20 protein-coding genes, 1 tRNA gene and 3 pseudogenes are annotated in these 25,093 nt (G+C 71.4%); 4 read left to right on the top strand and 20 right to left on the bottom strand.

The genetic code is table 11. The annotated features are described in order from the left end of the window. Window positions 1-628 precede the first annotated feature (628 nt). Entirely contained in the window at window positions 629-823 is a 195-nt protein-coding gene (locus MCAG_RS25920) for a hypothetical protein (RefSeq protein WP_007075916.1), read from the bottom strand. Continuing rightward, window positions 820-1,257: a hypothetical protein gene (locus MCAG_RS25915; protein ID WP_007075915.1), complete on the bottom strand. Its 438-nt coding sequence runs from the start codon at window positions 1,255-1,257 to the stop codon at window positions 820-822. Before MCAG_RS25915 ends, MCAG_RS25920 begins: the two co-directional genes overlap by 4 nt. Window positions 1,258-1,602: 345 nt before the next feature. On the opposite strand from MCAG_RS25915, the gene MCAG_RS25910 reads away from it, so the two are divergent. Further along, window positions 1,603-3,072 (top strand): hypothetical protein, encoded by a 1,470-nt coding sequence (locus MCAG_RS25910; RefSeq protein ID WP_007075914.1) that lies wholly within the window; start codon window positions 1,603-1,605, stop codon window positions 3,070-3,072. Between the two features lie 392 nt (window positions 3,073-3,464). Here MCAG_RS25910 and MCAG_RS25905 read toward each other — a convergent pair whose 3' ends face one another. Both MCAG_RS25905 and MCAG_RS25900 read right to left on the bottom strand, forming a co-directional pair. Then, entirely contained in the window at window positions 3,465-4,313 is an 849-nt protein-coding gene (locus tag MCAG_RS25905; protein WP_007075912.1) for a hypothetical protein, read from the bottom strand. Further along, entirely contained in the window at window positions 4,310-4,663 is a 354-nt protein-coding gene (locus MCAG_RS25900; RefSeq protein WP_232290276.1) for a hypothetical protein, read from the bottom strand. Before MCAG_RS25900 ends, MCAG_RS25905 begins: the two co-directional genes overlap by 4 nt. A 232-nt stretch (window positions 4,664-4,895) precedes the next feature. Between MCAG_RS25900 and MCAG_RS25895 the strand changes: the two genes are divergently transcribed. Next, window positions 4,896-5,573 (top strand): NADPH-dependent F420 reductase, encoded by a 678-nt coding sequence (locus tag MCAG_RS25895; RefSeq protein ID WP_007075911.1) that lies wholly within the window; start codon window positions 4,896-4,898, stop codon window positions 5,571-5,573. A 481-nt stretch (window positions 5,574-6,054) separates the two neighbouring features. On the opposite strand, the gene MCAG_RS25890 is transcribed toward MCAG_RS25895, so the two are convergent. Then, a complete protein-coding gene (locus MCAG_RS25890; protein WP_007075909.1) occupies window positions 6,055-6,975 on the bottom strand; it encodes a tyrosine-type recombinase/integrase in 921 nt (306 codons plus the stop codon). Window positions 6,976-7,409: 434 nt separating this feature from the next. After that, window positions 7,410-7,652, bottom strand: coding sequence for a hypothetical protein (locus MCAG_RS25885; RefSeq protein WP_007075908.1), 243 nt, complete (start codon window positions 7,650-7,652; stop codon window positions 7,410-7,412). Between the two features lie 306 nt (window positions 7,653-7,958). Here MCAG_RS25885 and MCAG_RS32870 point away from each other — a divergent pair, with 306 nt between their 5' ends. After that, a complete protein-coding gene (locus MCAG_RS32870) occupies window positions 7,959-8,723 on the top strand; it encodes a HEPN domain-containing protein (protein WP_007075907.1) in 765 nt (254 codons plus the stop codon). A gap of 477 nt (window positions 8,724-9,200) precedes the next feature. Here MCAG_RS32870 and MCAG_RS25880 read toward each other — a convergent pair. From MCAG_RS25880 to ald, 9 genes are all read right to left on the bottom strand, one after another. Then, a tRNA-Pro gene (locus MCAG_RS25880) sits at window positions 9,201-9,274 on the bottom strand. 384 nt (window positions 9,275-9,658) lie between these two features. After that, window positions 9,659-11,059: a ribosome biogenesis GTPase Der gene (gene der / locus MCAG_RS25875; protein WP_007075906.1), complete on the bottom strand. Its 1,401-nt coding sequence runs from the start codon at window positions 11,057-11,059 to the stop codon at window positions 9,659-9,661. Next, complete coding sequence (gene cmk / locus MCAG_RS25870) at window positions 11,056-11,736, bottom strand: (d)CMP kinase (RefSeq protein ID WP_007075905.1); 681 nt, start codon at window positions 11,734-11,736, stop codon at window positions 11,056-11,058. Before cmk ends, der begins: the two co-directional genes overlap by 4 nt. Window positions 11,737-11,924: 188 nt before the next feature. After that, entirely contained in the window at window positions 11,925-12,695 is a 771-nt protein-coding gene (locus MCAG_RS25865; protein ID WP_007075904.1) for a pseudouridine synthase, read from the bottom strand. Continuing rightward, entirely contained in the window at window positions 12,682-13,545 is an 864-nt protein-coding gene (gene scpB, locus MCAG_RS25860; RefSeq protein WP_007075903.1) for an SMC-Scp complex subunit ScpB, read from the bottom strand. Before scpB ends, MCAG_RS25865 begins: the two co-directional genes overlap by 14 nt. Beyond that, the gene (locus MCAG_RS25855) at window positions 13,538-14,674 is read right to left on the bottom strand and encodes a ScpA family protein (RefSeq protein ID WP_007075902.1); all 1,137 of its coding nucleotides are present in this window, start codon (window positions 14,672-14,674) and stop codon (window positions 13,538-13,540) included. The genes scpB and MCAG_RS25855 overlap by 8 nt, the downstream gene beginning before the upstream one ends. Before the next feature lie 70 nt (window positions 14,675-14,744). Further along, a complete protein-coding gene (locus MCAG_RS25850) occupies window positions 14,745-15,668 on the bottom strand; it encodes a ParA family protein (RefSeq protein WP_036375269.1) in 924 nt (307 codons plus the stop codon). A gap of 210 nt (window positions 15,669-15,878) precedes the next feature. Next, on the bottom strand, window positions 15,879-16,889 hold the full coding sequence (locus tag MCAG_RS25845) for a site-specific tyrosine recombinase XerD (RefSeq protein WP_007075900.1): 1,011 nt from the start codon (window positions 16,887-16,889) through the stop codon (window positions 15,879-15,881). Further along, the gene (ald, locus tag MCAG_RS25840; protein WP_007075899.1) at window positions 16,886-18,001 is read right to left on the bottom strand and encodes an alanine dehydrogenase; all 1,116 of its coding nucleotides are present in this window, start codon (window positions 17,999-18,001) and stop codon (window positions 16,886-16,888) included. Before ald ends, MCAG_RS25845 begins: the two co-directional genes overlap by 4 nt. 289 nt (window positions 18,002-18,290) lie before the next feature. Here ald and MCAG_RS25835 point away from each other — a divergent pair, with 289 nt between their 5' ends. Beyond that, window positions 18,291-18,542 (top strand): TM2 domain-containing protein, encoded by a 252-nt coding sequence (locus MCAG_RS25835; RefSeq protein ID WP_036375267.1) that lies wholly within the window; start codon window positions 18,291-18,293, stop codon window positions 18,540-18,542. Between the two features lie 107 nt (window positions 18,543-18,649). On the opposite strand, the gene MCAG_RS25830 is transcribed toward MCAG_RS25835, so the two are convergent. From MCAG_RS25830 to MCAG_RS25810, 5 genes and pseudogenes are all read right to left on the bottom strand, one after another. Further along, window positions 18,650-19,255, bottom strand: a complete 606-nt coding sequence (locus tag MCAG_RS25830; RefSeq protein WP_007075897.1) for an NUDIX domain-containing protein — start codon at window positions 19,253-19,255, stop codon at window positions 18,650-18,652. Continuing rightward, window positions 19,252-21,016: pseudogene (locus MCAG_RS25825) on the bottom strand (CTP synthase). Before MCAG_RS25825 ends, MCAG_RS25830 begins: the two are co-directional and overlap by 4 nt. Window positions 21,017-21,167: 151 nt before the next feature. Then, a pseudogene (locus MCAG_RS25820) lies at window positions 21,168-23,390 on the bottom strand (hypothetical protein). 34 nt (window positions 23,391-23,424) lie between these two features. Beyond that, window positions 23,425-24,591: a glycosyltransferase family 4 protein gene (locus tag MCAG_RS25815; protein ID WP_007075894.1), complete on the bottom strand. Its 1,167-nt coding sequence runs from the start codon at window positions 24,589-24,591 to the stop codon at window positions 23,425-23,427. 52 nt (window positions 24,592-24,643) lie between these two features. Next, window positions 24,644-25,093, bottom strand: a pseudogene (locus tag MCAG_RS25810) (virulence factor MviN); the annotation flags it as partial.

Below are 25,093 nucleotides of genomic sequence, written 5' to 3'. Positions count from 1 at the left end.
CAATTCAGAGCTGGGAAAGCCTTTGATCGGGGCCGAGGGGGCGCGTCGGACGGCATAGCGATGGCGCATAACGGCTGCAATCAAGGAGGGTAGTACGGGCGGAGTGGCACCACTACCAGTTGTATGGTGTCACTCCGCAATGCGCTGGTGGGCACGGCTGCGTGCCCCGGTCGCTGTCATGGCTGATGTCAGACGCCTGGAACATGGTCATAGCAGGAGAGACCCATTGATCGGACCATGACTTGGTGGCCATCTCTCCGGCGACGATCAGGTGGTGCAGGCGGGTGACCCCCGAGGAGGCACCAGTAGCAGATTACCGTGGCACCTGCCGGACCAACTCGTGCCAGGCGACGAGGTGGTCCAGGTGCCGATGCGGAACTCGCGTGCAGCACCACGGGCACCGGTGGCAGCTTCCGCGAATCGGAGGCCAGGTCGAGGACAAGGACGTGCGTCCCGCCGAAATCGATCGGGGGCGGCTCGAGCCCCGCGCACTTCGGATGCGGGGAAGGTTCTCGACGACGATGGCCAGCAGGTCAGCTGACCTCGCGGCTTCGGGGCGTCGCCGGCTGCGCGCGAGATCGGCTTGCCCGTCTGGCCAGCGAAGGGTCGACGCCAAGAAGCGACTTGATCAGGCCGCCCGCTCACGCGCGGCACTGATGCGAAACGGGTGGGTGAACTCGACACCGCAGCCGGCGCACCAGGCTCGAAACAGCAGGCTGATCGCGGTGTCGTCGGGGCTCGGGTCCACCTCGTAGCGAACGCCTTCGATGATGGCGTAGAGGCACCGCCAGCGGATCGGGCAGGTCCAGGCCGCTGCGCTCATGCCGTTGCACTTCGGTCGTCGGGGTGGGGGGCTCGCCACTCGCGGGGCTTGGCGCCGGTGGCATCGGCCACCTGGGCGACGTCGCGATGGCCGTAGGCGGTGCGCACGCCGGAGATGGACATGCCGGCGGCTGCGGCCAGGTCGCCCAACGTGTAGGGGCGGGGTTGGACGAACTCGCGGCCATAGGCGAGCAAACCGCGGATCCGCTGCTCCGCCTCCTCCTTCGCGCGTCGAGCGGTGGCCAGCGCCCCGATCAACGGATCCTGGTCGCCTTCCTCCCACGCGGCCCGCAGGTTCTCGACGGCGTGCTGCTGGTCTTCGGCAGCTTGGTCGCGCGCGGCGAGGAAGCCATCGAAGTCTTCCTCGCCAGGTTCGGGTCGCGGGATCGGGTACAGGATCGCGGCCACGTCCGTGAAGATGTCCCATTGAGTCATGCCTTACATTCTGCGCACTTGTTTAAGATGAACGCAACTCTTTGCACTCAACGCAGTCGAGCAGGAGGCTGGCGCCCGGCGAGGACGGCATCCCGTCGGCGGTCACAGACCAGCGACAGACGCAGCGGCGCGGCTGGGCCGACCTCCGGACGGGCACCACCAGACGCCCGGTCACCTGCAAGGCCAGGCCATGCGGCAGCCTGCACCTGCACTCGACGTTGAGTTCCCGCTTTGATGAAGCGGGGTCTACTCCGCTCCCGGGGAGGCCCACCGATCCGGGGCAGTACCGCGTGCGATGAAGATGCAAGACTGCTGAGGCGCAACGGATTCGGGGAGGGGCGGCCGGTGGCTGATGACGCGCCGACTCCGGTCCACCTGTCGAAGGTGCTGGACGGCCTTGCCGAGAACCCCGCGCTGCCCGCCAGCATGGTCTGCCGCTTGGTGGGATACCGGCGTGGCTCCGGTTACGTCGCCACGCGCGCCGACCTGACCCTGGACCTGATCGAGGAGATCCTCACCTCGGGTCATCACTGGCTGCTGCACTCGCTCGCACTCAACCCTCGGTTGCCGAACACCGTCCGGATGCGATTGGCCGCGCACAACGACCCCGCCATCCGGGCTGCCCTGGCCGCCCGCGCCCGTGACGCACCCCGCGATCTCTACGAGCGACTCATCGACGATCCGGATACACGGGTGCGCAGTTACCTTGCCGAACGCGACGACGTACCGGCCGATCTGCTGGCCCAGCTCGCCGGCGACCCTGACCCGCAGGTCCGGACCACGCTCGCACGGTGGTGGACGCAAGCACCCGAGACGGTCCGGCGGATCCTGCTCACCGACCCCGTCGGCGAGGTACGCGCCGCCGCATGCACGACCTACTACGCGAGGTCGCCGCATCCGGTGCCGCCCCCCGACCTCGTGACGGGACTGCTTGCCGACCCGGTCACCCGCGCCGGAGCGGTACGCCACGCGATCCTGACCCCGGAACTGGCCGCACGGCTGGCCGGCGACCCCGACCACCAGGTCCGCCGCCAACTCGCCGAACACCCACAGCTACCCCCACCAGTACGCGACCAGCTCACCGACGATCCCAGCGCGAACGTACGCGTCGGCATCTTCGGCCGCCGGGACACACCCGAACCGGCACGCCACCGGATCTTCGAGGACATTCAGCAGGGCGAGCGCCCACTGACCGACCTGCTCGACGACGAACTCGACGACGATGCCCTTCTGCAGCAGGTCGAAGACCACATGGCCCTCGCCGAGTTGCGGTGCCTGCGGCTCGACTGGGTCACCGCAGACCCGCTGCCACACCTGTCCTCGCCATACATCTGCTTCCGCCGCTCCGCGGCACGCAGCCGGACGCTGCCCGCCGACGCGGTCATCCGGCTACTCAACGACGACGACAGCGGCGTACGCACGACCATGGCCACCCACGCCCCGCACCTGGTCGACCCGGCCACAGCCGAGCGCATCGACCGTGAGTTCCAGCCGGACAAGAAGACGAACTGGCGCCCCGCCGACGACTTCACGTTCCCGCCGCAAACCCTGCGCCGGCTGGCCACCGACCCGGACCCACGGATGCGGTGCCTGGCACCCCGAGATGAGGACCTGCCCGTCGAACTGGCCGAACGTCTGGCCACCGACCCCGAGATCGTAGTTCGCCATGCAGTCGCCGGGCACCCGAACCTACCAGTCCACGTACGTCGCACCCTGCTCGCAGATCCAAACGAATGGGTAGCGCACGCCACCGCCGCAGCACCAACGCTGCCAGTGCCCGAAATGGATCGACTCCTCACCCTCGCAGGCATCTGACCGGACACCTCAGCGGACCGAGACGACTCGAACCCACGAGAACCTCTTGTCGAGCCTCCCCCACACTTGTCATCGCTTGCCAAAACGCATTGTTACGGAACGTAGCCGAATCCAACTTGTCGTCGGTTGCCGACGTAGGCGTTGAGCTGCACAGACACAGCCAAGCACTAGGCGCTTCTTCTCACTGATTGTCAACCTTCAGCGAGGGTTTTCGGGGGGTGAACGGGGGCGATGCCCTGCCGGCTCCCGTCGTCCGCCCCCTGGCCACTGCGTCGCCGGCCGCACCCGGACGCCAGCCAAGCCCCCTTTTCGGGGTCACCACGGCAGTGATCCGGGTCACCGTCGCCGCCGAGTCCAGCCATGAACTGCCGGTGACCGCGGTGCGGGCGGAGTCATTCAACCGACACAGACAGCATGCATCCATCGGGTGAGGTAACCGCCTCAAGCTCCCGGCCATCGGCGGTCTCGGCGGGTACGAGCCAGTAGCCATGTCCGTCACGTCCACGGCGGTAGGACGAACGGCGCGCAGTCAGGTCACGGCCAGCGAGTTCCTCGAGCGGTATTATCAGTTCGTCGGCGACGCCCGTACGCACATGGAGCATCTGCTGGCTCAATGGGATCCGGGTGCTCTCGCACCTGAACGTCGCGCCCTGCGCGTACACCGGTTCCAGAGTCCTGATTCTCGCCCTGGCCGCCTGGGAGTCGGCGCGGGTGGTATTCCTCGTTACCGGCTGCCCGGCAAAGTTGTGGAGCCGCACCTGATCCTCGATCAAAACCTCGCGGGCGGCAACTGCCGCATCCACCGTAGCGAAGTAGGCCGCGTCGTCCTTGTCGAACTGGCGACGCCCCCGTGCGGGCACCGCCTTCTCCCTCTCCCGAATGACAGCCACGGCATCCTGACGTGTGCTGATGTCCGGCTCGCCGACCTCCACCGCGTAGGCCCAGATACGGCGCCCCCTGAAGCCCGCGCCCACCACGATTCTGCGCATCGGTACGCCCGGAATCTGACTCGGGACGAGCACCTGCTCCACCCCTCGCGCCAACTGCGCGACCGTCCGACGGACGCCAGACGTCGTACCTTTCGCTTCAACCACGACCACTTGCGAAAAATGGTCGTGTTCATGGCAGTACCAGAAGTAGTCGGGCTTGTGTGATCTCAGCTCACTCATCGAGATCCCCAGGACGGAATCGTATGCGACAGCATCCGCGTCGACGACCGACGCCGGCTTGCCAAGGATCAACCGAAGCGGATCGGTGTCGCTTCGACGTGTACCGGGCTCGCCCCACATCCATTGGCGCCGAGCATCGCCCAGGCGTCGTGACCCGGATAGGACGGGTCACGCCATGTTGTTGCAGCGGCGCCGCAACAGTCGCGCCGCTGCTTGTCGACGACGCGCAGGCGGCTCACCAGGTAGACCACGCATCGGTTGACATGCAGCGCGAAGACATCGTCGCCGACACCGACGCTGGTCCAACTGGGAAGAGACTGGTGCACCCCGCTGAACGCCACCGAGGGCCGCTCGCCGACTCGGTGCCGGCGTAGCTCCCGGCAGACGTCATGGGTCCACAAGGTGGTGAACGCAGTCGACATGGCCATGATCATAAGAGCGACGACTGACAGTCTCGATCCATCACGGCCACCCGCTGAGGCCACTACGCTGACCTTTACGCACCCGCCCTCGAACCCATCCGGATCTGCCGCTGTGATCGCGTGCTGACCCCGGCGCGGCAGGCACGGTCGGTGGATGTCGGTCGAGGTGTGCCGCCCGTCACGGTGTGCCGCCGGCCGGAATCGGTTGAGGGTCATCGAGGTTCGCGCTGTCATGACGACGATCGGACTCATCGGCAGTGGCAACATCGGAAGCACGGTAGCGCGGCTGGCGGTCGCCGCTGGTCACGACGTGGTGCTGAGCAACTCGCGTGGCCCGCAGACCCTCCAGGACCTGGTGTCCGAGCTGGGGCCGAAGGCGCGCGCCGCGACCCCCGCGGAGGCGGCCGTGGCCGGCGACATCGTGGTAGTGACCGTGCCGCTGCGGGCGTACCAGGACGTCCCTGCGCAGCCCCTCGCGGGCAAGGTGGTCATCGACACCAACAACTACTACCCGGAGCGCGACGGCGTCTTCGACGCGATCGAGGACGGCTCCACCACCACGGGTGAGCTGCTGCAGAAGCATCTCCCGGAAGCCCGCGTGGTGAAGGGTTTCAACAACATTTGGTTCGAACACCTGCGGTCCCTGGCGCGACCGGCTGGCAGCGCGGACCGGTCTGCGCTGCCGATCGCCGGTGACGACGCGGCCGCCAAGCAGGCAGTCACCGAGCTTTTCGACAGCCTCGGCTTCGACACCGTGGACGCCGGCCCGCTTGCCGAGAATTGGCGCACTCAGCGGGACACCCCGGTCTATGTGATTCCCTACGGCGCTTACGGGGTGCTTCCTGGTACGCCGGCCAGCGCCCAGGTCGTACGCGAGGCGCTTGCCGCGGCGAAGCCCACCATGGCCTGAAGCCTTCCGCCGGCTGAGACCCGCTGCCGAGGCCATGGGCGGCGGGGCCAGCGCTCTTGATCGCTACATTCGGTGGATGGTGGGCGACCGAGCCGGAACGCGGGAGCATTACTGGCGAGCAGTGCCGCCCACGCTCAGCCGGCCCGAGCAGCGGCCATCTGGAGTCGCGGGCCGCGTAGCCAGCCCGGACGGGTATAACGCCGCCCTGGTTCCTGGCCGGTTTCTGGCACAGCCACACGCGTGACGGTCCGAGCAGCACCACCAACCCGTACGGTCAGCGATGGTCGCGCGTCGCTTCAGCCGGTGTGCCGCGCGAGGACCCGGACGACTGCGCCGACGCACTCACTCCGTTGCTGCGCCCGGTCGACCCGTACGTGGACCTGACCAGGGCGTGCCACAACACCGCTTGATCACGTGCTCGCTCATGCCGCGATGATGGTGCTGTGCGAGTCGCAGGTCGACCTCGGCGGGCTGGCGCAGGTTACTGCGGGTAGGGCTCCACAGCCGCCCACCATGTTCGGGGCATGTCATCGGAGGCCCAGCCGAGCAGCAGCATGAGATCGCCAGTGTCTCCCCCGGCGCGCTTCCACTCATGGGCAAAGTTGTGGCGCCACCGGTGCGCGTGCACATCCGGCACACCGGCCGCCTTACCCAGCCGCTTGAGGAGGATCTTGATGCCATTCGGAGTCAACGGGGCCCCGCCGCGCTCGGCCAACCACAGCTGAGGCAGTGCGGCGCCCTTGTGCTTGTCCCGGGCCCGGAGATAGCGGCTCAGCGCCCGGGCGGTCTTCGGCCCGAAACGTACCCGCCGGTCCTTGGCACCCTTGCCGTGAAAGTGCACCGACTCGGTGTTCAGGTCGACATCGGCCACAAGGAGGTTGCCCACCTCGGACAACCGGGCGCCGGTGTTGCAGTACAGCCGAATCAGCGCCTCGTCGCGCATATTGGCGAAGCCCTTGCCCCTACACGCGTCGAGGAGCTTGCCGGTGTCCTCGTCGCGCATAACCGGGATCAGCTTTCGGAGTGTCTTCGGCTGCCGCACCCGCTCCATCGGCGAGCGGTCGATGGCCTGCTCGTCGACCAGCAGCCACTTGAAGAACTGCTGCAGCCCCTTGTGCTTGTTCAAGGCGGTCGACGCGGACCGGGTGTCGATCATCCAGGCCTGGAACGCCTCCACGTGCGCCCGAGTCACCACGCACGGGTCGTCGGCCGCGTCCTCGGCATCCGGGTCCGGCGAGTGCTCCCCCAGATAGCGGCCAAGTTGCGCGGCGGCGAGCAGGTAGTTGTAGCGAGTGGTCGCCGGGTAGTTCCCGGTCCGCAGCGACCGGTCCCAGTCTCGAAGGAACCCGGCCCAGGTCCGGGACAGTCCGGCGGTGAGCTTCTGAAGATCCAGTAGTGGCATGACAACCTGCCCGAGTCAAGAGGTCCAACAGCGGCGTGCTAGACCAGGCATCCATGCCAAGCAATGAAAATAGGGCTTCCGCAAGTCGTTGACCTGCGGAAACCATTTCGCTGTCGGGACGGCCGGATTCGAACCGACGACCCCTTGACCCCCAGGACGCTTCGTCACACGTCCACGCACGTCACGCACGCTATCCCCAAGATCAGACTGTTCGCTCAACGTCGTGCCGCGCACCATCGCGCAGGCCGTGTGGTCCCCACGTGGTCCCCGGGACGCTGACACGGATGGTGGCCGCCAGCCCACGGTTTAGGAAGTGTCGACACGGGCGGAGGTCGCTCGGCAGTGACCTGGCTTGACTTGCGTCACCACGCTGGCGGCCACGTCCACGGGCTGACTTGACTCTCGGCTCCCGTCCCGACGGGCACGCGGCACGGTCATGAGCCCTCATCCCGCAACCGGGCTCGCGCCTGCTCAACCAACTCGGCGTACTGCGGCGAGAACGGCTCGACCAGCTCCCGTTCCAGTAGGCAGGTGAGATTCCACAGCGCCCGTTGCTCTGCCTGATCCTCGACCAGGTCAGCGAAGTCGTTGGTGGTCTCGTCGGTGCGATACAGCCACTCGAACAGAACCAGCGCCTCGTCGCGGTTGAGCCGCAAGACCACCTCGTCCTCTGCCACACCAAGCAGCGTACGGACACCTTCAATTCGGAAGGACGAAGATCACGGCCGTCAACGGCCTGGTGGCCCACGTCAAGCCAGCACGCGTGTGACCGTTCGTGCCTCCTCGTGACTGCCCGAGGTGCCGGCTCCTGGCGCGTCGATGGCACCGCGACCTACGCATTACGAGATCAAGTCGCCCGCCCCGTCGACCTGGGCAAGCGGGGGTCTAGCAGCGGAAACGCCTCTCGACATCTCCGGCAGCCGCCACACCGCTTGGCGCACAATAAGCTTGCGCTGTCGAGACAGGAAGACCAGGCTGGAGCGATGGCCACGGTGGACAGCCAGTTACCCGAACTTGCAGCGGTGCCGACTACGAAGATCATTCGCACTCCGACAAGCAAGGCATGCCTGAATTTTGTATCAAACGCCAATGACATTCGCGACTTCTACTCGCTACATCAAGAGGCCAAAAAGGTAAACGTTAAGGCGATTTACAAGAAACTGCACGTCGCCAACAAGGCGGTGCTTGTGCTCGTCGCCGCACTGTGGGAAGCCTACTGTGAAGACGTCGCAGAAGAGGGACTGCACCTTCTCGTGCAGCACGCGCCTTCGTGGGAGTCATTGCCGAGGCCCTTGTTAAAGTCTGTTGCAAAGGAGCTTCGGCGACTAGACGAGGAGTTCGCGCCGTGGAGCCTGGCCGGCGAGGGATGGCGACAGTACCTGACGGATCGGTTAGCCCTGTTGGGTCAAAAGCGAAACTACTCCTTTGCCACGCCGAAGTCGAAGAACGTTGACACCCTGTTTCTCGAATCCATCGGCATCGTTCGCATATCAGATTCGTGGTCGCTCCCACAGGGTGCCGACTGGGCGCGTAGTGAATTGGACCGCTTTATTGACCAGCGAAACATGATCGCGCATAGATACGTGCCGGGCGACATTGTTGCGAAACGCCATGTCCGGGAGTTCTTTAACCTGGTCGCGGGCCTAGTGGCCAGGACGGACGCAGAGGTGGGGCGCGTAGTTGCGGAGGTAACGGGAAGGAATCGCTGGGTCGAGGCCTCGATCCCTTCCCCTCGGGGCAGCGGATAGCTCCCGCGCATACCAGGCTTCTCGACGGAACGCTAACCGTTGATACGTGACGTGGACCGCTAGCGGATCTCCTCGTCGGGCAGCCGCAGACCGTCCAGCCTCCCAGGACGGGGAGGCTGGTAGCCCTTGTGGTGCCCGATGAGGTGATGCGGCGGCATCTTTGAGGAGGGGCCGGGGTTCGGGGCGGAGCCCCGAGGTCTTCCGATCCTGTGACACCCAAGCGTGGCCGGCCGGCCCGGCCAATGCCGGCCGGAGGTCGCCAGCAGGCCGGGGCCGGGCCGGCGCGGCACGCTTTTGGGCCGCCTTGATGAGCGAAGAGAACAATTCCGCAGGCAACAGGGCTGGCCGTAGAGCCTGCCGCACGCCACAGCTTGACCAGCGGTCAAGGAGCGCCAACGGGTGGCCCACTTGACCAGCGTGGTCCCCAGAACGCCGGAAAGGGCCGACCCGATATACGAATCAGCCCTCTGACCTGCGTCGGGACGGCCGGATTCGAACCGACGACCCCTTGACCCCCAGTCAAGTGCGCTACCAAGCTGCGCCACGTCCCGATGCTCCCGCGAGGCGTTCTCCGCCTGCGACAGCCGCTACAGCTTAGCGCACGATCTTCCTCGTGCACGCATCGGCCCGGGCCCGCCCAGCCGCCTCCCCCACACCCGCCAGGCCGTCCTAGGAGGATAGGTGAAAGCGTGAGCTGATGGGCGCCGCCCGCCGAACCCGCCGTCAGGCCAGTCAGTCGGGAGTCTCGGGTTCCAGGGCATGATGGCGACTCTCGAAGCCGCCGCGGCCGGCGCGGCCTCGCCGCCGGGGCGGCTAGGCAGGACCGAGTGCCCGCCCTGCGGCAACAGGACGGGCACTCGGAACAGAACCGGACACTCGAGCGGGTCAGGACACGAGGGCGGGCGAGGCGTGCGGGGGCAGGGGTGGAAGCGGAATCAGCCGTGCGCCTTGCCCCGGCCGCCCGGGCCGAGCTTCTTGCGCGGGCGTACCGAAATCTCCACCGGGCTGCCCTCGAAGCCGAACTCCTCGCGGAGCTTGCGCTCCACGAAGCGCTGGTAGCCGGCGTCCAGCGGCGCGGTGGTGAAGAGCACGAACCGCGGCGGGGCCACCCCCGCCTGGGTGGCAAAGAGGATCTTCGGCGCCCGGCCGCCCCGCACCGGGTGCGGGGTGGCCTGCACCAGGGCGGTCAGCCAGGAGTTGAGCTGCGCCGTCGGCACCCGGGTCTCCCAGCTCGCCAGGGCCTTGCGCAGCGACGGGGCGAGCTTGTCGACCGCTCGGCCGGTCTTGGCCGACAGGTTGATCCGCAGCGCCCACGGAATGCGGCGCAGCTCCCGCTCGATCTCCTTGTCCAGGTAGTACCGGCGGTCGCCGTCGACCAGGTCCCACTTGTTGAAGGCGATGACCAGGGCCCGGCCGGCCTCGGTGACCATGGACAGGATCCGTTGGTCCTGCTCGCTGATCGGTTCGCTGGAGTCGAGCAGCACCACGGCCACCTCGGCGGCCTCGATCGCCGAGGCCGTGCGCAGGCTGGCGTAGTACTCGGTGCCGCTGGCCTTGCCGACCCGCTTGCGCAGCCCGGCGGTGTCCACCAGCTGCCAGGTTTCCCCGCCGATCTCCACGAGGCTGTCCACCGGGTCGACGGTGGTGCCGGCGACCGAGTCGACGACCGCCCGTTCCTCGCCGGAGAACCGGTTGAGCAGGCTGGACTTGCCGACGTTGGGCCGGCCGACGAGGGCTACCCGGCGCGGGCCGCGGGGGCGGTTCTCCACGATCGCCGGTGCCTCCGGCAGCGCCTGGAGGATCTTGTCGAGCAGGTCGCCGGAGCCCCGGCCGTGCAGCGCCGACACCGGGTACGGCTCGCCGAGGCCGAGCGACCACAGTGAGGTCGACTCCATCTCGATCGTGGCGTTGTCGGCCTTGTTCGCCACCAAAATGACCGGTTTGGCGCTGCGCCGCAGCATCTTCACGGCGGCCTCGTCCACGTCCGTGGAGCCGACCATGGCGTCGACCACGAAAAGCACCACGTCGGCGGTGGCGACGGCGATCTCGGCCTGTGCGGCGATCGCCGCCGCCCGGTCCTTCGCGTCCGGCTCCCAGCCGCCCGTGTCGACGACCGTGAACGCCCGGCCGGACCACTGCGCGTCGTACGGGACCCGGTCCCGGGTCACCCCGGGGATGTCCTCGACGACCGCCTGCCGGCGGCCGATGATGCGGTTCACCAGGGTGGACTTGCCGACGTTGGGACGGCCGACGACGGCCACCACGGGCATCGGCCCGGTCGGCTCCTCGGTGTCGACGGCCGGCTCGCGCAGCTCCACCCAGCCCTCGTCGGTCACGCCACTCCCCTATCGGTCAGCAGTGCGCGCAGCCGGTCGACGACCTCGTCGATGCCCAGTTCCGTGGTGTCCAGCACCACCGCGTCGGTGGCCTGCTGCAACGGGTCGGCCTTGCGCGTCGAGTCGAGCCGGTCGCGGCGGGCCAGGTCGGCGGCGGTGGCGGCCACGTCCGTGGCGTCCTCCGCGCTGCGCCGCTGGGCGCGTGCGGCCTCGGAGGCGGTCAGGTAGACCTTCAGGTCCGCGTCGGGGGCGACGACCGAACCGATGTCCCGGCCCTCGACCACGATCCGGCCGGCCTTCGCGATCAACTCACGCTGCCGGGCCACCAGCAGCGCCCGCACCGACGGTACGGCGGCCACGGCGGAAACCGCGCCGGTGACCTCGGGGCCCCTGATCTCGGAGTCGACGCTCACGCCGTCGGCGGTCACGCCGTACCCCTGGGGGTCGGTGCCGATGCGCAGGTCGACCTCGGCGGCGACCTTGCCCACCGACTCGGCGTCGGTGAGGTCGACCCCGGAGCGCAGCACCGCCCAGGTGATCGCCCGATACATCGCCCCGGTGTCCAGATAGCGGGCGCCGAGGCCCACGGCGAGCCGCCGGGAGACGGTGGACTTGCCCGAACCGGACGGCCCGTCCACAGCGACCACGCAGTGCCCGGCCCGTACGTTTTCCTCCACCGTGTTCCTCCTCAGCCCGTGCCTCGCGGGGCCCGGCGGCCCGTCGCGAGCGGTTGTCGTCGTCGTCGATCATGCCCCGCGGCCCGTCTAGGGCCGCGCGCGACGCCGTCGGTGGCGACCTACGCCACCGCACGCCCCATCCGGGGCGTCACGAAAGCCTACCCGTTGTGGTACCCCGCCCCACGGGGTCAGTCACCGACCGCCTTGAACAGGGCGGCGACCTCGGCGTTGGTGAGCCGCCGGGTCCGTCCGGCGCGCAGGTCACCGAGGCGGATCGGCCCGATCGAGGTCCGCACCAGGCGGAACACCGGGTGCCCCACCTCGCCCAGCAGGCGTCGGACGATGTGCTTGCGCCCCTCGTGCAGGGTCAGCTCCACCTGGGCGGTCTTGCCCAGGGTGTCCACCACCTTGAAGGAGTCGACCGTGACCGGGCCGTCCTCCAGCTCGATGCCGGCGGCCAGCCGCTTGCCGAGGTTGCGCGGGATCGGCCCGGCCACCTCGCACAGGTACGTCTTCGGCACCCCGTACGACGGGTGGGTGAGCCGGTGGGCGAGGTCGCCGTCGTTGGTGAGCAGCAGCAGGCCCTCACTGTCGGCGTCGAGCCGCCCGACGTGGTAGACCCGCTGTTCCACCCGGTTGCCGATGAAGTCCGACAGGGCGGCGCGTCCCTTCTCGTCCGCCATGGTGGAGACGACCCCGCGCGGCTTGTTCAGGGCCAGGTACACCAGTCGGGTGTCGGCCTGGAGCCGCTCGCCGTCGACGAGGATGACGTCGCGGGTCGGGTCGGCCTTGTCGCCGAGCTGGGCCACCTTTCCGTTCACGGTCACCCGGCGGCGGAAGATCAGGTCCTCGCAGGCGCGTCGGGATCCCACGCCGGCGGCGGCCAACACCTTCTGGAGGCGTTCGGCCCCCTCGAAGACGGGCGCGTCGGTCTTGGGGGCACGGTCATCGCGTCGCATCGGCAAGCTCTTCTACGTCGTCGGGGAGGAACGGGGCGAGCGGGGGCAACTCGTCGACCGAGTTCAGCCCCAACTTCTCCAGGAACATCGTGGTGGTCCGGTAGAGGAAGGCGCCGCTGTCCGGTTCTGCGCCGCACTCTTCGACCAGCCCGCGGGAGACCAGCGTACGGAGCACCCCGTCGCAGTTGACACCCCGGATGGCCGAGATGCGCGACCGGGTCACCGGCTGCCGGTACGCCACCACGGCGAGGGTCTCCAACGCCGCCTGGGTCAGCCGGACCGACTGGCCGTCCAGGACGAAGCGCTCGACGTACGTGGCGTACTCGGGGCGGGTGTAGAGCCGCCAGCCGCCGGCGGCCCGGCGCAGTTCGAAGCCGTGCCCGCCAGCAGTGTATCCGGCCGCGATGTCGTCGAGCAGCGGGCCGATCCGCTCGGGGGACTGTTCGAGGACCTGGGCGAGGGTCAGCTCGCTGACGGGTTCGTCCACCACCAGCAGGATGGCCTCCAGGGCCCCGCGCAGTTCCGCGTCGTCGAGCACGGGCGCCGGCTCGGGCGCGGGCGCGGGCCGCCGCCGGCCTCCCGTCGACCTTTTCGGTACGTCCGCCCTACCCGAGTCACCCGCCGTATCCGACTCCGCCCCCTCAGCCCTCTCCCCCGGCTTCGCCGCCGCCCCCGGCGAAGAAATCTTGGAAGGATCCGGCCCCGCCGGGGGCCCCTCGCTTCCAAGATTCTCCGGAGAGTCGGGAGAGTCCGGGGATGCCGGTCGGGTCGGGGGGCGGGGGCGGTCCCAGGGCGGCACCCAGGCGGCAGCCTGGTCGGCCAGGGAGTCCCGGCGCTCCTCGTCACTCATCGCGTTGCTCCTCGCCGTCCACGCCGGTGCCGGCCGTCTCGCCGGTGCCACCGGCACCGTCCGCGTCCACGCCGTCCCTGCGCCGCTCACCCATGCCGCCCACCCCGTCCCGGCCCGCCTCACCACCGGCCCCCGGCTCACTCCGGTCGAGCTCACCACCGCCGCCCGGCTCGCCCCGGCCCGCCTCGCCCGACGCGCCAGGGCCCGAGCCTGGTCCCGCGGTGCCCGGCTCGGGCGCGGAGCCGGCGTACTCATCGACGTGCAGGTCGGTGCCGCCGTCGGCGGGGCCGGTCCAGCGGACGGTCAGCTCCTCCAGGGCCTGCTCCTGCAGGAAGGACACGAGACCCTCCCGGTACAGCTCCAGCAGCGCGAGGAACCGGGCCACCACCTCCAGGGTGGCCTCGCAGTCGGCGCAGAGCAGGGAGAACGTGGCGATGCCGGCCCGGCGCAGCCGCTCGGCGATGATCGCGGCGTGCTCGCGGACGCTGACCCGGACCAGGTGCACGTGCGCGATGGAGACCTCGGGCACCGGCTTCGGCGTCATCGCCCTGATCGCCAGCTTGAGCAGCCGCTCGGGGCCGATGCCGAGCACCAGGTCGGGCAGCGCCTCGGCGTACCGGGCCTCCAGGGTGACCGCCCGGGGGTAACGCCGGCCGCCGACCGCCTCCAACTCGGCGATGTGCGCTGCGGCCTCCTTGAACGCCTTGTACTGCAACAGCCGGGCGAACAGCAGGTCCCGCGCCTCCAGCAGCGCCAGGTCCTCCTCGTCCTCGACCTCGGCGGCAGGCAGCAGCCGGGCCGCCTTCAGGTCGAGCAGGGTGGCGGCGACCAGCAGAAACTCGCTGGTCTCGTCCAGGTCCCACTGGTCGCCCATGGCCCGCAGGTAGGCGATGAACTCGTCGGTGACCCGGTGCAGGGCCACCTCGGTGACGTCCAGCTTGTGCTTGCTGATGAGCTGCAACAGCAGGTCGAACGGGCCGGTGAAGTTGTCCAGCCGGACGGTGAATCCGGTGGACTCCCCGCCCGCGCCGTCGCCGGCCGCCCCACCCCGACCGTCACCGGCCACGCCGGGCGCGGGCGCGGCGGGCGGGTCGAGGGGCGGCGCGGTCACCGCACGACCGTAGTCCACGCCCCGGGCACCGCGACGGCAAGGTACGGCCCCGGGCAGGGACGTACGCGCTGGCGACGGGGCACTCGGCCTACCGCTCCGCCTGCGCGGCGATCACCTCGCGGGCGAGCTGCCGGTAGTTGCGGGCGCCGGACGAGGCCGGGTCGAGGGTGGTGATGGGCGCGCCGGCGACGGTGGACTCGGGAAACTTCACCGTCTTGGTGATCACCGTCTGGTAGACCTTGTCGCCGAACGCCTCGACCACCCGCTGGAGCACCTGACGGCAGTGGGTGGTGCGGCTGTCGTACATGGTGGCGAGGATGCCCTCGAGCTCCAGGTCGAAGTTGAGCCGCTCGCGCACCTTGTCGATCGTGTCCAGCAGCAGGGCCACGCCCCGCAGGCTGAAGAACTCGCACTCCAGGGGAATGAGCACGCCGTGCGCGACGGTCAGCGCGTTGATCGCCAGCAGGCCGAGGGAGGGCTGGCAGTCGATGAGGATGTAGTCGTACTCCTTGCGGATCGACCTGAGCACCCGGGCCAGGGCCATCTCGCGGGCAACCTCGTTGACGAGCTGTATCTCGGCGGCGGAGAGGTCGATGTTGGCCGGCAGCAGGTGCAGCCCCGCCACGTCCGTCTTGATCAGGACGTCCTCGGCGGTGACATCGTCCTGCATGAGCAGGTTGTAGACCGACAGGTCGAGGTTGTGCGGGTTGACGCCGAGGCCCACGGAGAGGGCGCCCTGCGGGTCGAAGTCGACCAGCAGCACCTTGCGCCCGTACTCGGCGAGCGCCGCGCCCAGGTTGATCGTGGTGGTGGTCTTGCCGACGCCGCCCTTCTGGTTGGCCATCGCGATGATCCGGGCCGGCCCGTGCCGGTCGGTGGGCATCGGCTCGGGAATCGGCTTGCGCATCGTGTAGGCCGCCGGGTCCGCCGGCCCGAGGTCCGCGCCGAGCGTGGCCTGCTGCTCGCGGAGCTCCGACGTCCAGGTCTCGGCACGGTCACCGTTGCCAGCCATGTCCTCGTTGCCCCCTCCCGACGACCACCCGGCGTCGGAGCCGTCCGACGTCCCTCGCGGCGCCGCTGCGCACCCCGGTCCTGTCGCCCCGCAAGGTCCGCGCCATGCCGACTGTACGCCACCGGCCAGCAGGGCGTTCGGCACCGGTACGGCGTGTCGGCCCGGACCGGCCGGCACCGGCGGGACGACGGGGCAGCTCGTCACGCACGGTCAGCCGCGGGCGCGGGGGTGGGCGGTGGCGTACACCTCGCGCAGCCGCTCCACGGTGACCAACGTGTACACCTGGGTCGTGGTCACCGAGGCGTGGCCGAGCAGCTCCTGCACCACCCGCACGTCGGCGCCGCCGTCGAGCAGGTGGGTGGCGAACGAGTGGCGCAGGGTGTGTGGGGAGACCGCGTTCGCACCGTCCACCGGCAGCCCGGCCCGCTCGGCGGCCCGCCGCAGGATGGTCCAGGCCCCCTGCCTGGTCAGCGTGCCCCCGCGCACGTTGACGAACACCGCCGGGGTGCCCCGGCCGGCGGCCACCAGGGCGGGCCGGCCGCGCACCAGCCAGGCCCGCAGGGCCTCGGCGGCGTACCCGCCGACGGGCACGAGGCGCGACCGGCCGCCCTTGCCGCGCAGCAGCACCGTCGCCTCGCCGGTGTCGAGGCCGTCGAGGTCGTCGATCGCCGCGCCGACGGCCTCGGAGATCCGCGCGCCGGTGCCGTACAGGAACTCCAGCAGCGCCCGGTCACGCAGCGCGAGCGGCGCGCCGTCGCCGGCGGCAGTCACCGGGCCGGCGGTCTCCAGCAGCCGCACCACCTGGTCGACGGCGAGCGCCCGGGGCAGCCGGCGCGGCGGGGCGGGCGGGCGGACGTCGCGGCTCGGGTCGGCCCCTGCCAGCCCCTCGCGCAGGGCGAAGCGGTGCAGCCCGCGCACGGCCGACGCCGCCCGGGCGGCGGAGGAGACCGCCAGGGGCGGGTGGCCGTCGTCGCCGGCGCGCAGCCGGGCCAGGTGCGCCTCGACGACGCCGGCTGCGACCGAGGCCAGGTCGCCGATGCCGGCGTCGGTGAGGGTGGCGAGGTAGCGCTCCAAGTCCCGGCGGTACGAGGCGAGGGTGTTCGCGGACAGGCCACGCTCGACGGTGAGGTGGTCGAGGTAGCCGCGCACGGCGCGGCGCAGGGCCGGCGCGGGTTGCGCGCCGGCCCCGTCCGGTGCCCCGGTGCGCCGCTGCTCGGTCAGGCCAGCACCTCGGCCAGCGGCAGGGTCGGCATGCCGTGCGCCTCGGCGACCGGCCCGTAGACGACCTGCCCGTCGTGGGTGTTCAGGCCCAGCGCCAGGGCCGGGTCGCGGCGCAGCGCCTCGCGCCAGCCCTGGTTGGCCAGCTCCAGGGCGTACGGCAGGGTCACGTTGGTCAGGGCGTACGTGCTGGTGTGCGGCACCGCGCCGGGCATGTTCGCCACGCAGTAGAAGATCGAGTCGTGCACCCGGTACGTCGGCTCGGCGTGGGTGGTGGGCCGGGAGTCCTCGAAGCAGCCACCCTGGTCGATGGAGATGTCGACGAGTACGCTGCCCGGCTTCATCCGGGACACCAGCTCGTTGGAGATCAGGGTCGGGGCCTTCGCGCCGGGGACGAGGACCGCGCCGATGACCAGGTCCGCGTCGAGCACGGCCCGCTCGATCTCGTACGCGTTGGAGGCGACCGTCTGCAGGTGGCCCCGGTAGATGGCGTCGGCCTGGCGCAGCCGGGCCACGTTCTTGTCCAGCAGCAGCACCTCGGCCTGCAGGCCGAGCGCGATCGCGGCGGCGTTCATGCCGGACACGCCCGCGCCGATGACCACGGTCTTCGCCGCGTACACGCCGGAGACGCCGCCCATCAGGACGCCGCGCCCGCCGCCGGAGCGCTGCAGGTGGTACGCGCCGACCTGCGGGGCGAGCCGGCCGGCCACCTCGGACATCGGGGCGAGCAGCGGCAGCGACCGGTCGGGCAGCTCCACCGTCTCGTACGCGATGCCGGTGACGCCCCGTTCGACCAGCGCGTCGGTGCACGCCTTGGACGCGGCCAGGTGCAGGTAGGTGAAGAGCACCTGCCCGGTGCGCATGCGGTGGTACTCCTCGGCGACCGGCTCCTTGACCTTGAGCACCAGCTCGGCGGTGTCCCACACCTCGTCGGCGGTGGCCAGGATCTTCGCGCCGGCCGCGGCGAACTCCTCGTCGGTGATGCTCGACCCGACGCCCGCGCCGGACTCGACGAAGACGTGGTGGCCGCTGCGGGTGAACTCGTTGACGCCTGCGGGCGTGATCGCCACGCGGTACTCGTGGTTCTTGACCTCGCGAGGGATTCCGACCTTCACGATGCAGACACCTCTCTCCGGGGCCGTCGCGCCCCGACCGCCCGGTGCGCGAAGGCCCCATTGCCGCCGCCGTCCACCGGTCCCGCCGGCGGCAGTCTAGGCGGGCCGCCCGTTTCGCGGCGCCGACACAGTGCCATCCGGTGCCCGGCGGCGCTGACGATGTGTCAGGCGTGGACCGGGCCAGCGGCGGAGAGTGGATCAGCCGTTCCGACAGTATTCGCCTCCCATCGTCCCACCGGTGGGGTGCCGCTGCGGACAAGGCGCGAGTCGATCACTATGGTGTCGCCCCATGACCACTCCTCACCAGCAGTACCCGCAGGGCGTCTCCGACAAGAGCAAGGTCGTCGCGGGTGTTCTCGGCATCCTCCTCGGCGGCTTCGGCGTCGGGCGGTTCTACATGGGCGATACCAAGACCGGCGTGCTCCAACTCGTGGTGACCGTGGTGACCTGCGGCCTCGGCGGCATCTGGGGCGTCATCGACGGCATCCTGATCCTGGTCAACGGCGGCGTCGACGGGCAGGGCCGCCCGCTGCGCGACTAATTTCCGGCCTTATCCGTCAGGGGCCGTGCGGTTCGCCGCACGGCCCCTCGTCGTCGCCTAGCCTGCCGGTGCACGCGGGCCCGCGCCGGGGCACCAGCCGTAGCAGCTCAGCGGGACAGCGGCGCGTCCTGGCGGCGCAGCGCCGACCAGCCGACGTCCCGGGCCCGGGCGGCGGCGAGCAGCCCGGCGACGGCGGAGGCGTTGGTGATCTCACCGGACAGCACCATCCGCACCGCCGTGTCGAGGTCGAGCCGCACGACCTGGAGGTCGGCCTCCTCCTCGCTGCGCTCGTGGCGCTGACCGGCGGGCACGTCGGCGAGGTCCCGGGCCAGGAACACCCGGACGATCTCGTCGGAGAAGCCGGGCGAGCTGTGCAGGTCGACCAGCACGTCGATGGTGCCGGCGGTGAGGTCGGCCTCCTCGGCCAGTTCCCTGGCCGCTGCGGCGACCAGGTCCTCACCGGAGACGTCCATCAGGCCGGCGGGCAGTTCCCACAGGTGCCGGCCCACCGGGTGCCGGTACTGCCGGATGAGCACCACCTGGCCGGCGTCGTCGAGGGCCACGACGGCGACCGCGCCGACGTGCCGGACGTAGTCGCGGGTGGCGGTGGCACCGCCGGGCATGGTGACCTCGTCGGTGACCACGGAGAAGATCGACCCGGCGTAGAGTTCCCGCCGCTCGGTCACCTCGTAGCGGTGCGCGACCGCCCTCACGACGCCGCCGCCGTCTTGCGCCCGGCGGCAGCGCCACCGTTGCGGTCGGCCCGGCGCGACGCCTCCGCCGGCACGCCGACGGAGTCCAGGTCGACCGGGAGCTGGTCGGCCTCGGAGTACGCCACGGCGGCCTTCACGAACGCCGCGAACAGCGGATGCGGCCGGGTCGGGCGGCTCTTCAGCTCGGGGTGCGCCTGGGTGGCCACGAAGAACGGGTGCAGGCCGCGGTCCAGCTCGACAAACTCGACCAGCCGGCCGTCCGGGGAGGTGCCCGAGATGTGCAGCCCCGCCTTGGTGAGCTGCTCGCGGTAGGCGTTGTTCACCTCGTACCGGTGCCGGTGCCGCTCGCTGACCTCGGTGACGCCGTACGCCTCGGCCACGATCGACCCCTCGGCCAGCCGCGCCGGGTACGCGCCCAGCCGCATGGTGCCGCCCAGGTCACCCTTGCCGGCGACGATGTCCTCCTGGTCGGCCATGGTGGCGATGACCGGGTGCGTGGCCTCCTCGTCGAACTCCAGGGAGTTCGCCCCGTCCAGGCCGGCCAGGTGCCGGGCCACCTCGATGGTCATGCACTGCAGGCCGAGGCAGAGGCCGAGCAGCGGGACGCCGTTCTCCCGGGCGTACCGGGCGGTGCCGATCTTGCCCTCGATGCCGCGTACGCCGAAGCCGCCGGGGATGACGATGCCGTCCACGCCGGCCAGGGCCGCCGCCGCGCCGGCCGGGGTGACGCAGTCGTCGCTGGGCAACCAGCGCAGCTGCACCCGGGACCGGTGGCCGAACCCGGCGGCCCGGATCGCCTCGCTGACCGACAGGTACGCGTCGGGCAGCCTCGACGTACTTGCCAACCACCGCCACGGTGACGGTGTGCCGGGGCTGGTGCACCCGGTCGAGCAGGTCATCCCAGCTCGCCCAGTCCACGTCGCGGAAGGACAGGCCGAGGCGGCGCACCACGTACGCGTCGAGTCCCTCGCGGTGCAGCACCTTCGGGATGTCGTAGATGCTCGGCGCGTCCGGGGCGGCGACGACCGCCTCGGTGTCCACGTCGCAGTAGAGCGAGAGCTTGATTTTGACCTTCTCCGGGATCTCCCGGTCGCAGCGCAGCACCAACGCGTCGGGCTGGATGCCGATGCTGCGTAGCTGCGCCACGGAGTGCTGGGTGGGCTTGGTCTTCAGCTCGCCCGACGGGGCCAGGTACGGCACCAGCGAGACGTGCAGGTAGAAGCAGTTGTCCCGGCCGAGGTCGTGGCGGACCTGGCGGATCGCCTCCAGGAACGGCAGCGACTCGATGTCGCCGACGGTGCCGCCGACCTCGGTGATCACCACGTCCGGGACCTGGCCCTCGACGTCCGGGTCGGCCATGCCGAGGATGCGGGCCTTGATCTCGTTGGTGATGTGCGGGATCACCTGGACCGTGTCGCCCAGGTACTCGCCGCGCCGCTCCTTGGCGATCACGTCCGAGTAGATCTGGCCGGTGGTGACGTTCGCCTTGCCGGACAGGTCCCGGTCGAGGAAACGCTCGTAGTGCCCGACGTCGAGGTCTGTCTCGGCGCCGTCCTCGGTAATGAAGACCTCACCGTGCTGGAACGGGTTCATCGTCCCCGGGTCGACGTTGAGGTACGGGTCCAGCTTCTGCATCACCACGCGCAGCCCCCGGGCCGAGAGCAGGTTGCCGAGGCTGGAGGCGGTGAGGCCCTTACCCAACGAGGAGGCGACGCCCCCGGTGACGAAAATGTGCCTGGTCGTCCGTGCTGAAGGGGCCAACGCTTGCTCCCGTGTTGTCCGTCGCGGTCGTGCAGACCGCCGTGCCGATCAGCAAAGTGATCACGCGATCCACGGGACTCCACGGTAACACCTCTCCGGGCCGGGTCCGCAGGCCGCACCCGAGGTCGCCGGGCCGGGGCGGGGTACCGGGTCAGGCCGTCGCGACCCCGGTCGATGTGCGGGCGGCCCGGTCGGGTGCCCCCTCCGGCGCGGCCGGGCCGCCCGCCGGGCCGACACCGCCGAGACCGAGCCGGCCGTTGGCGGGACCGCCGTCGCCCGGCTGGGTCCGGTCGGCGGAGTGGTCGAGCACCCGCAGCGCGGCGAGCGCCGCCATCGGCACCACCAGCGCACCGGCGGCACCGGCGACGTCGAGCGCGGAGCCGCCGAGCACCCCGCCGATGCCGGCGGCCACCGCCGTGCCGGCCATCGCGGCCCGCATCGCCGGGTAGATGCCGAACAGCCGCATCAGCCCGCCCCACGGCTGGAGCAGCGCGAACCAGACCAGCAGGGCACCGGCCAGGGCCAGCACCGTGAGCGGGCTGTTGATCAGGGTTTCGAAGTTGGCCGTGCTGGACCGGTGCACGGTCAGCCCGCCGGTGCCGTCGCCGAGGGCGGCCAGGAACCGGCCGAGGCTGCCCCGCTCGGTGGCCGGCCGGCGCAGGTCGACCACCGCGAAGCCGATCGTGACCGCCAGCCCCGCCATTGCCGCCCAGAGCAGCCGGCTGACCGTCAGCCAGCCGCCGGTGCTGATCGCGGCGGCCACGCTCACCCCGGCGGTCAGCGCGATCGCGCCGATCGAGTCCGCGCCGAGGTACGGGCTGCCGACCACCACCACGGCGGCCCCTCCGGCGGCGACCACCACCATGGGCCGCCACCGGCGTGGCGCCCGCTGGGCCAGCCAGCCGGCGCACAGCAGCGACCCGGCGACGAACACGCCGAGCCCGACGGTGCCCAACCCGGAGAACCGGCCGCCCTCCAGGGCCGAGTAGCCGGCCACGCCGTTGAGCTGCAACCGGGCCCCGGTGAGCACGTCCGCGGCAACCACGAGGGTGGCCAGGCCGGCGACCGCGCCGAGCGGCCCGAGCGTCGAGTCGTGCCCGGGAGCGAATCGGACGGCGGCGGTCGCGCCTACCACCAGCAGGACGGTCACCGCCGCGAACCACCAGCCGGCGTGGTCGCCGCGCCACCAGGGCACCACGTCGGCGAGCAGGGCCGCCGGGATCGCGAGGGCGGCGGCGACCAGCAGCAACTCGACCATCGCCACCACCCGCCGGGGCACCGGGGCCGGGCCGACCGGCCCGGCGTGTCGGCGGGCACGGCGCAGCAGCGGCAGCACCGCCACGGCGAGCAGCACCTGCGCGCCGGCGAGCAGGGCGAAGAACCAGCCGGCGACCCGGCGCTGGGCGGCGGCCTCCCGGTCGGCGTCGGCCGGCGCGGCGATCGCGGTGGGCAGATCCGCCGGGCGACCGCCGACGGAGACGGCGGGCCGGCCGAGGAACAGCCGTTCGGGCATCGGCCGGCCGAGCGCGGCGAGCGCGGTCGGCGCGATTTTATAAACAGTTGCAGGTAGCCCTCCCGGCCGGTGGTCGGCGAGGTGAGCCAGCCCCGTTCCCAGCCCGGGCCGTCGGCGACGGCGACGTGCAGCCGGGACGGCAGGCCGGTGTCGGCGATCCCGGCCACCAGCACCAGGGAGCGCGGCGGCCGGGCGGCGAGGACCCGGGCCAGGTCGGCGTCGGCCCGACGGGCCTGCTCGGCCCGTGCCGCCCGGTCGGCACCGGTGAACGGTGCCGAGGTCGACGATGCTCAGCACGCAGGAGCCGAGCAGCGGAGCCGGGTCGTCGGGCAGCGCCGAGGCGTACCGGTCGACCCGGCCGAACGGGCGGGCGGCGGCCACCGCCGCGCCGGGACCGACGGCGACCGAGCAGCGCACCGACTCCGCCAACGAGCCGGGCACCGCGCCCCAGGGCAAGCGCTGCTGGTTGTGCAGCACGACGCCCTCCTGGTCGGGAAGGTTCGCGCCGATGCCGTCGGGCTGCTCGACGGTCACCCCCGCCGGCGGGCACCCGCCGCCGACCCGGCTGCCGTTCCAGGCGGCGAAGTTGCCGGCAAGGCAGGGTCAGCCAGCCGTCGACGGGGCAGGTGGGCCGGTGCGCGGAGCGCACCGACAGGGAGCCGATCGAGCCCTGCTGGGCCATCCGCCACAGCGTCGGGGTGGTCTGCGGGTCGACGTCGTCCCAGCGCAGGCCGGCCACCCCCGGGCGAAGCCACCACGAAGTCGGCGGTTGCGCCGGGGGCGCGTCGGTGGCGGGCCCGGGGCGGCGAGAGCGGTCACCCCGAGCCCCACGACCAGCAGGGTCCGCACAACCGGCGGCAGTCTGGCAGCAGCACCGGCTTCAGTCCGCGCAGCATCACCGGCGTCCCGTCGACGGGGCGTCGGCGCCCGGGGCCGCCGGGCCGGGGGCATCGCCGGCCAGCGCCGCGTAGAGGGCGGCCAGCTCGGCGACGGTGTCCGCCTCGGTGGGCCAGGTCGCCGCCCGCGCGGCGCCGGAGCGGCCCAGCGCGGCCCGCCGGTTGGGGTCGTCGAGCAGCTCGCGCACGGCCGCGTCGACCGCGTCCACGTCGCCTGCGGGCACCAGCACGGCGGCGTCGCCGACCAGCTCCGGCAGGCCGCCGACGGCGGTCGCCACCAGCGGTACGCCGGCCCGCAGCGCCTCCTGCGCGAACAGCTGGCGGGCCTCCCAGTCGCTGGTCACCACGGCCAGGTCCGCCCCGGCGAGCAGGTCGGCCACATCGGTGCGGTGCCCGAGCAGAGTGACCGGGGCACGGGCGGCGGAGATCCGCGCGGCGAGGGGAAGGTACGCCGGCCCGCTGCCGGCGATCACCACGACCGGCGGAGGGGTACGGCCACGCCACCGGGCGGCGGCGTCGACCAGCACGTCGTACCGCTTCTGGGGGTGCAGCCGGCCGACGGAGAGGATCAGCGGCTGGCCGGCGGCGACCCCGAACTCGGCGCGGACGGCGGCCCGGCGGCGGCGAGGCGCGGGCAGCGCCGGCGCGGCGACCGGGGCGAGCCGGGCCTCGGCGGCACCGAGCGCGGCGGCCCGCTCGACGAGGTCGGCGCTGGCGCCGAGGGCGACCCGGACACCCCGGGCGACGACCCGTTCGGCCACCCGGGACAGCGCGCCGCGCAACCCCCGGGCGAGCACCGCGTTGTGCCAGGTGACCACAAGTGGGGCGGCCGGCCGGGCGAGGACGGCGACGAGCCCGGCGCGCAGCCCGTGCGCGTGCACGACGGCGACCGGTTCGGCGGCCAGCGCGCGGCGCAGCGCGGCGACCGCCCGGGCGTCGGCGGGGGTGGGGCTGGCCGGGATCTCGACCGGCTGGAAACGGGCACCCGCCCCGGTGAAGTCGAACTGCTCCTCGGTGGCGGCGGGCCCGCAAACCAGCACGGTCGCGCCCGCCGCGGCGAGGCCCCGGGCGACGGAACGGACGTGCTGACCGACGCCGCCGGTGCTGGAGGCGAGCAGGAGCACCACGGTGCCGTGCCGTCCGGCGGCCGGTGTCGCGCCCGTCACCACGGCCACCTCCGGTCCACTGCCACCCCCGGCCGGCCGCCCGTCGTCGCGCTCACCCGGACACCGTCTCCTTCCCGTCGCCCCGTTCCGGACCGACCACGTCCTGCTGCCGAGGCTTCCCGGCCCGCCCGCGCCGCCGACCCGCCCCGGCCAGCCGGCGGCGCACGGCGGCGAGCAGCGGCCGCACGTCCCGCCGGTCGGTCAGGTACGCGACGGCGAGGAACACGACGCCGACCACGGCTGAGGACAGCATGCCCTGCACGAGGGCCGCGAATGTCGTCGGGGTGCCGGCCCCGGGCCCGGCCAGGGCACGCGCGGTGGCCGCGCCGGCGAGCGCGCCGAGCACCCCGCCGAGCAGCCCCGCCGCCCCCGCGCGGGCCGTCCCTGCCAGCGCGGGGGGCCCGGCCGCACGGCGCGCCGCGACGACCAGCAGGACGCCGAGCAGCAGCATGCCGGCGGAGTTGTCCAAGCTCACCGCGAGCACCTGGTCGGCGCGGGGCAG

Origin of the sequence: Micromonospora sp. ATCC 39149 (assembly GCF_000158815.1) — a bacterium.
GTDB lineage: Bacteria > Actinomycetota > Actinomycetes > Mycobacteriales > Micromonosporaceae > Micromonospora.
The sequence above is the reverse complement of the archived record's forward strand: the minus strand, read 5'-3'. Positions and strand labels throughout refer to the sequence as shown.

Coding starts and splice junctions, on each gene's coding strand:
- MCAG_RS25865 (WP_007075904.1), bottom strand. CDS start 12,695: ATGCGACGCGATGACCGTGCCCCCAAGACCGACGCGCCCGTCTTCGAG.
- scpB (WP_007075903.1), bottom strand. CDS start 13,545: ATGAGTGACGAGGAGCGCCGGGACTCCCTGGCCGACCAGGCTGCCGCC.
- MCAG_RS25895 (WP_007075911.1), top strand. CDS start 4,896: ATGACGACGATCGGACTCATCGGCAGTGGCAACATCGGAAGCACGGTA.
- MCAG_RS25890 (WP_007075909.1), bottom strand. CDS start 6,975: ATGCCACTACTGGATCTTCAGAAGCTCACCGCCGGACTGTCCCGGACC.
- MCAG_RS25850 (WP_036375269.1), bottom strand. CDS start 15,668: ATGGCTGGCAACGGTGACCGTGCCGAGACCTGGACGTCGGAGCTCCGC.
- MCAG_RS32870 (WP_007075907.1), top strand. CDS start 7,959: ATGGCCACGGTGGACAGCCAGTTACCCGAACTTGCAGCGGTGCCGACT.
- MCAG_RS25915 (WP_007075915.1), bottom strand. CDS start 1,257: ATGACTCAATGGGACATCTTCACGGACGTGGCCGCGATCCTGTACCCG.
- MCAG_RS25835 (WP_036375267.1), top strand. CDS start 18,291: ATGACCACTCCTCACCAGCAGTACCCGCAGGGCGTCTCCGACAAGAGC.
- MCAG_RS25920 (WP_007075916.1), bottom strand. CDS start 823: ATGAGCGCAGCGGCCTGGACCTGCCCGATCCGCTGGCGGTGCCTCTAC.
- MCAG_RS25900 (WP_232290276.1), bottom strand. CDS start 4,663: ATGTCGACTGCGTTCACCACCTTGTGGACCCATGACGTCTGCCGGGAG.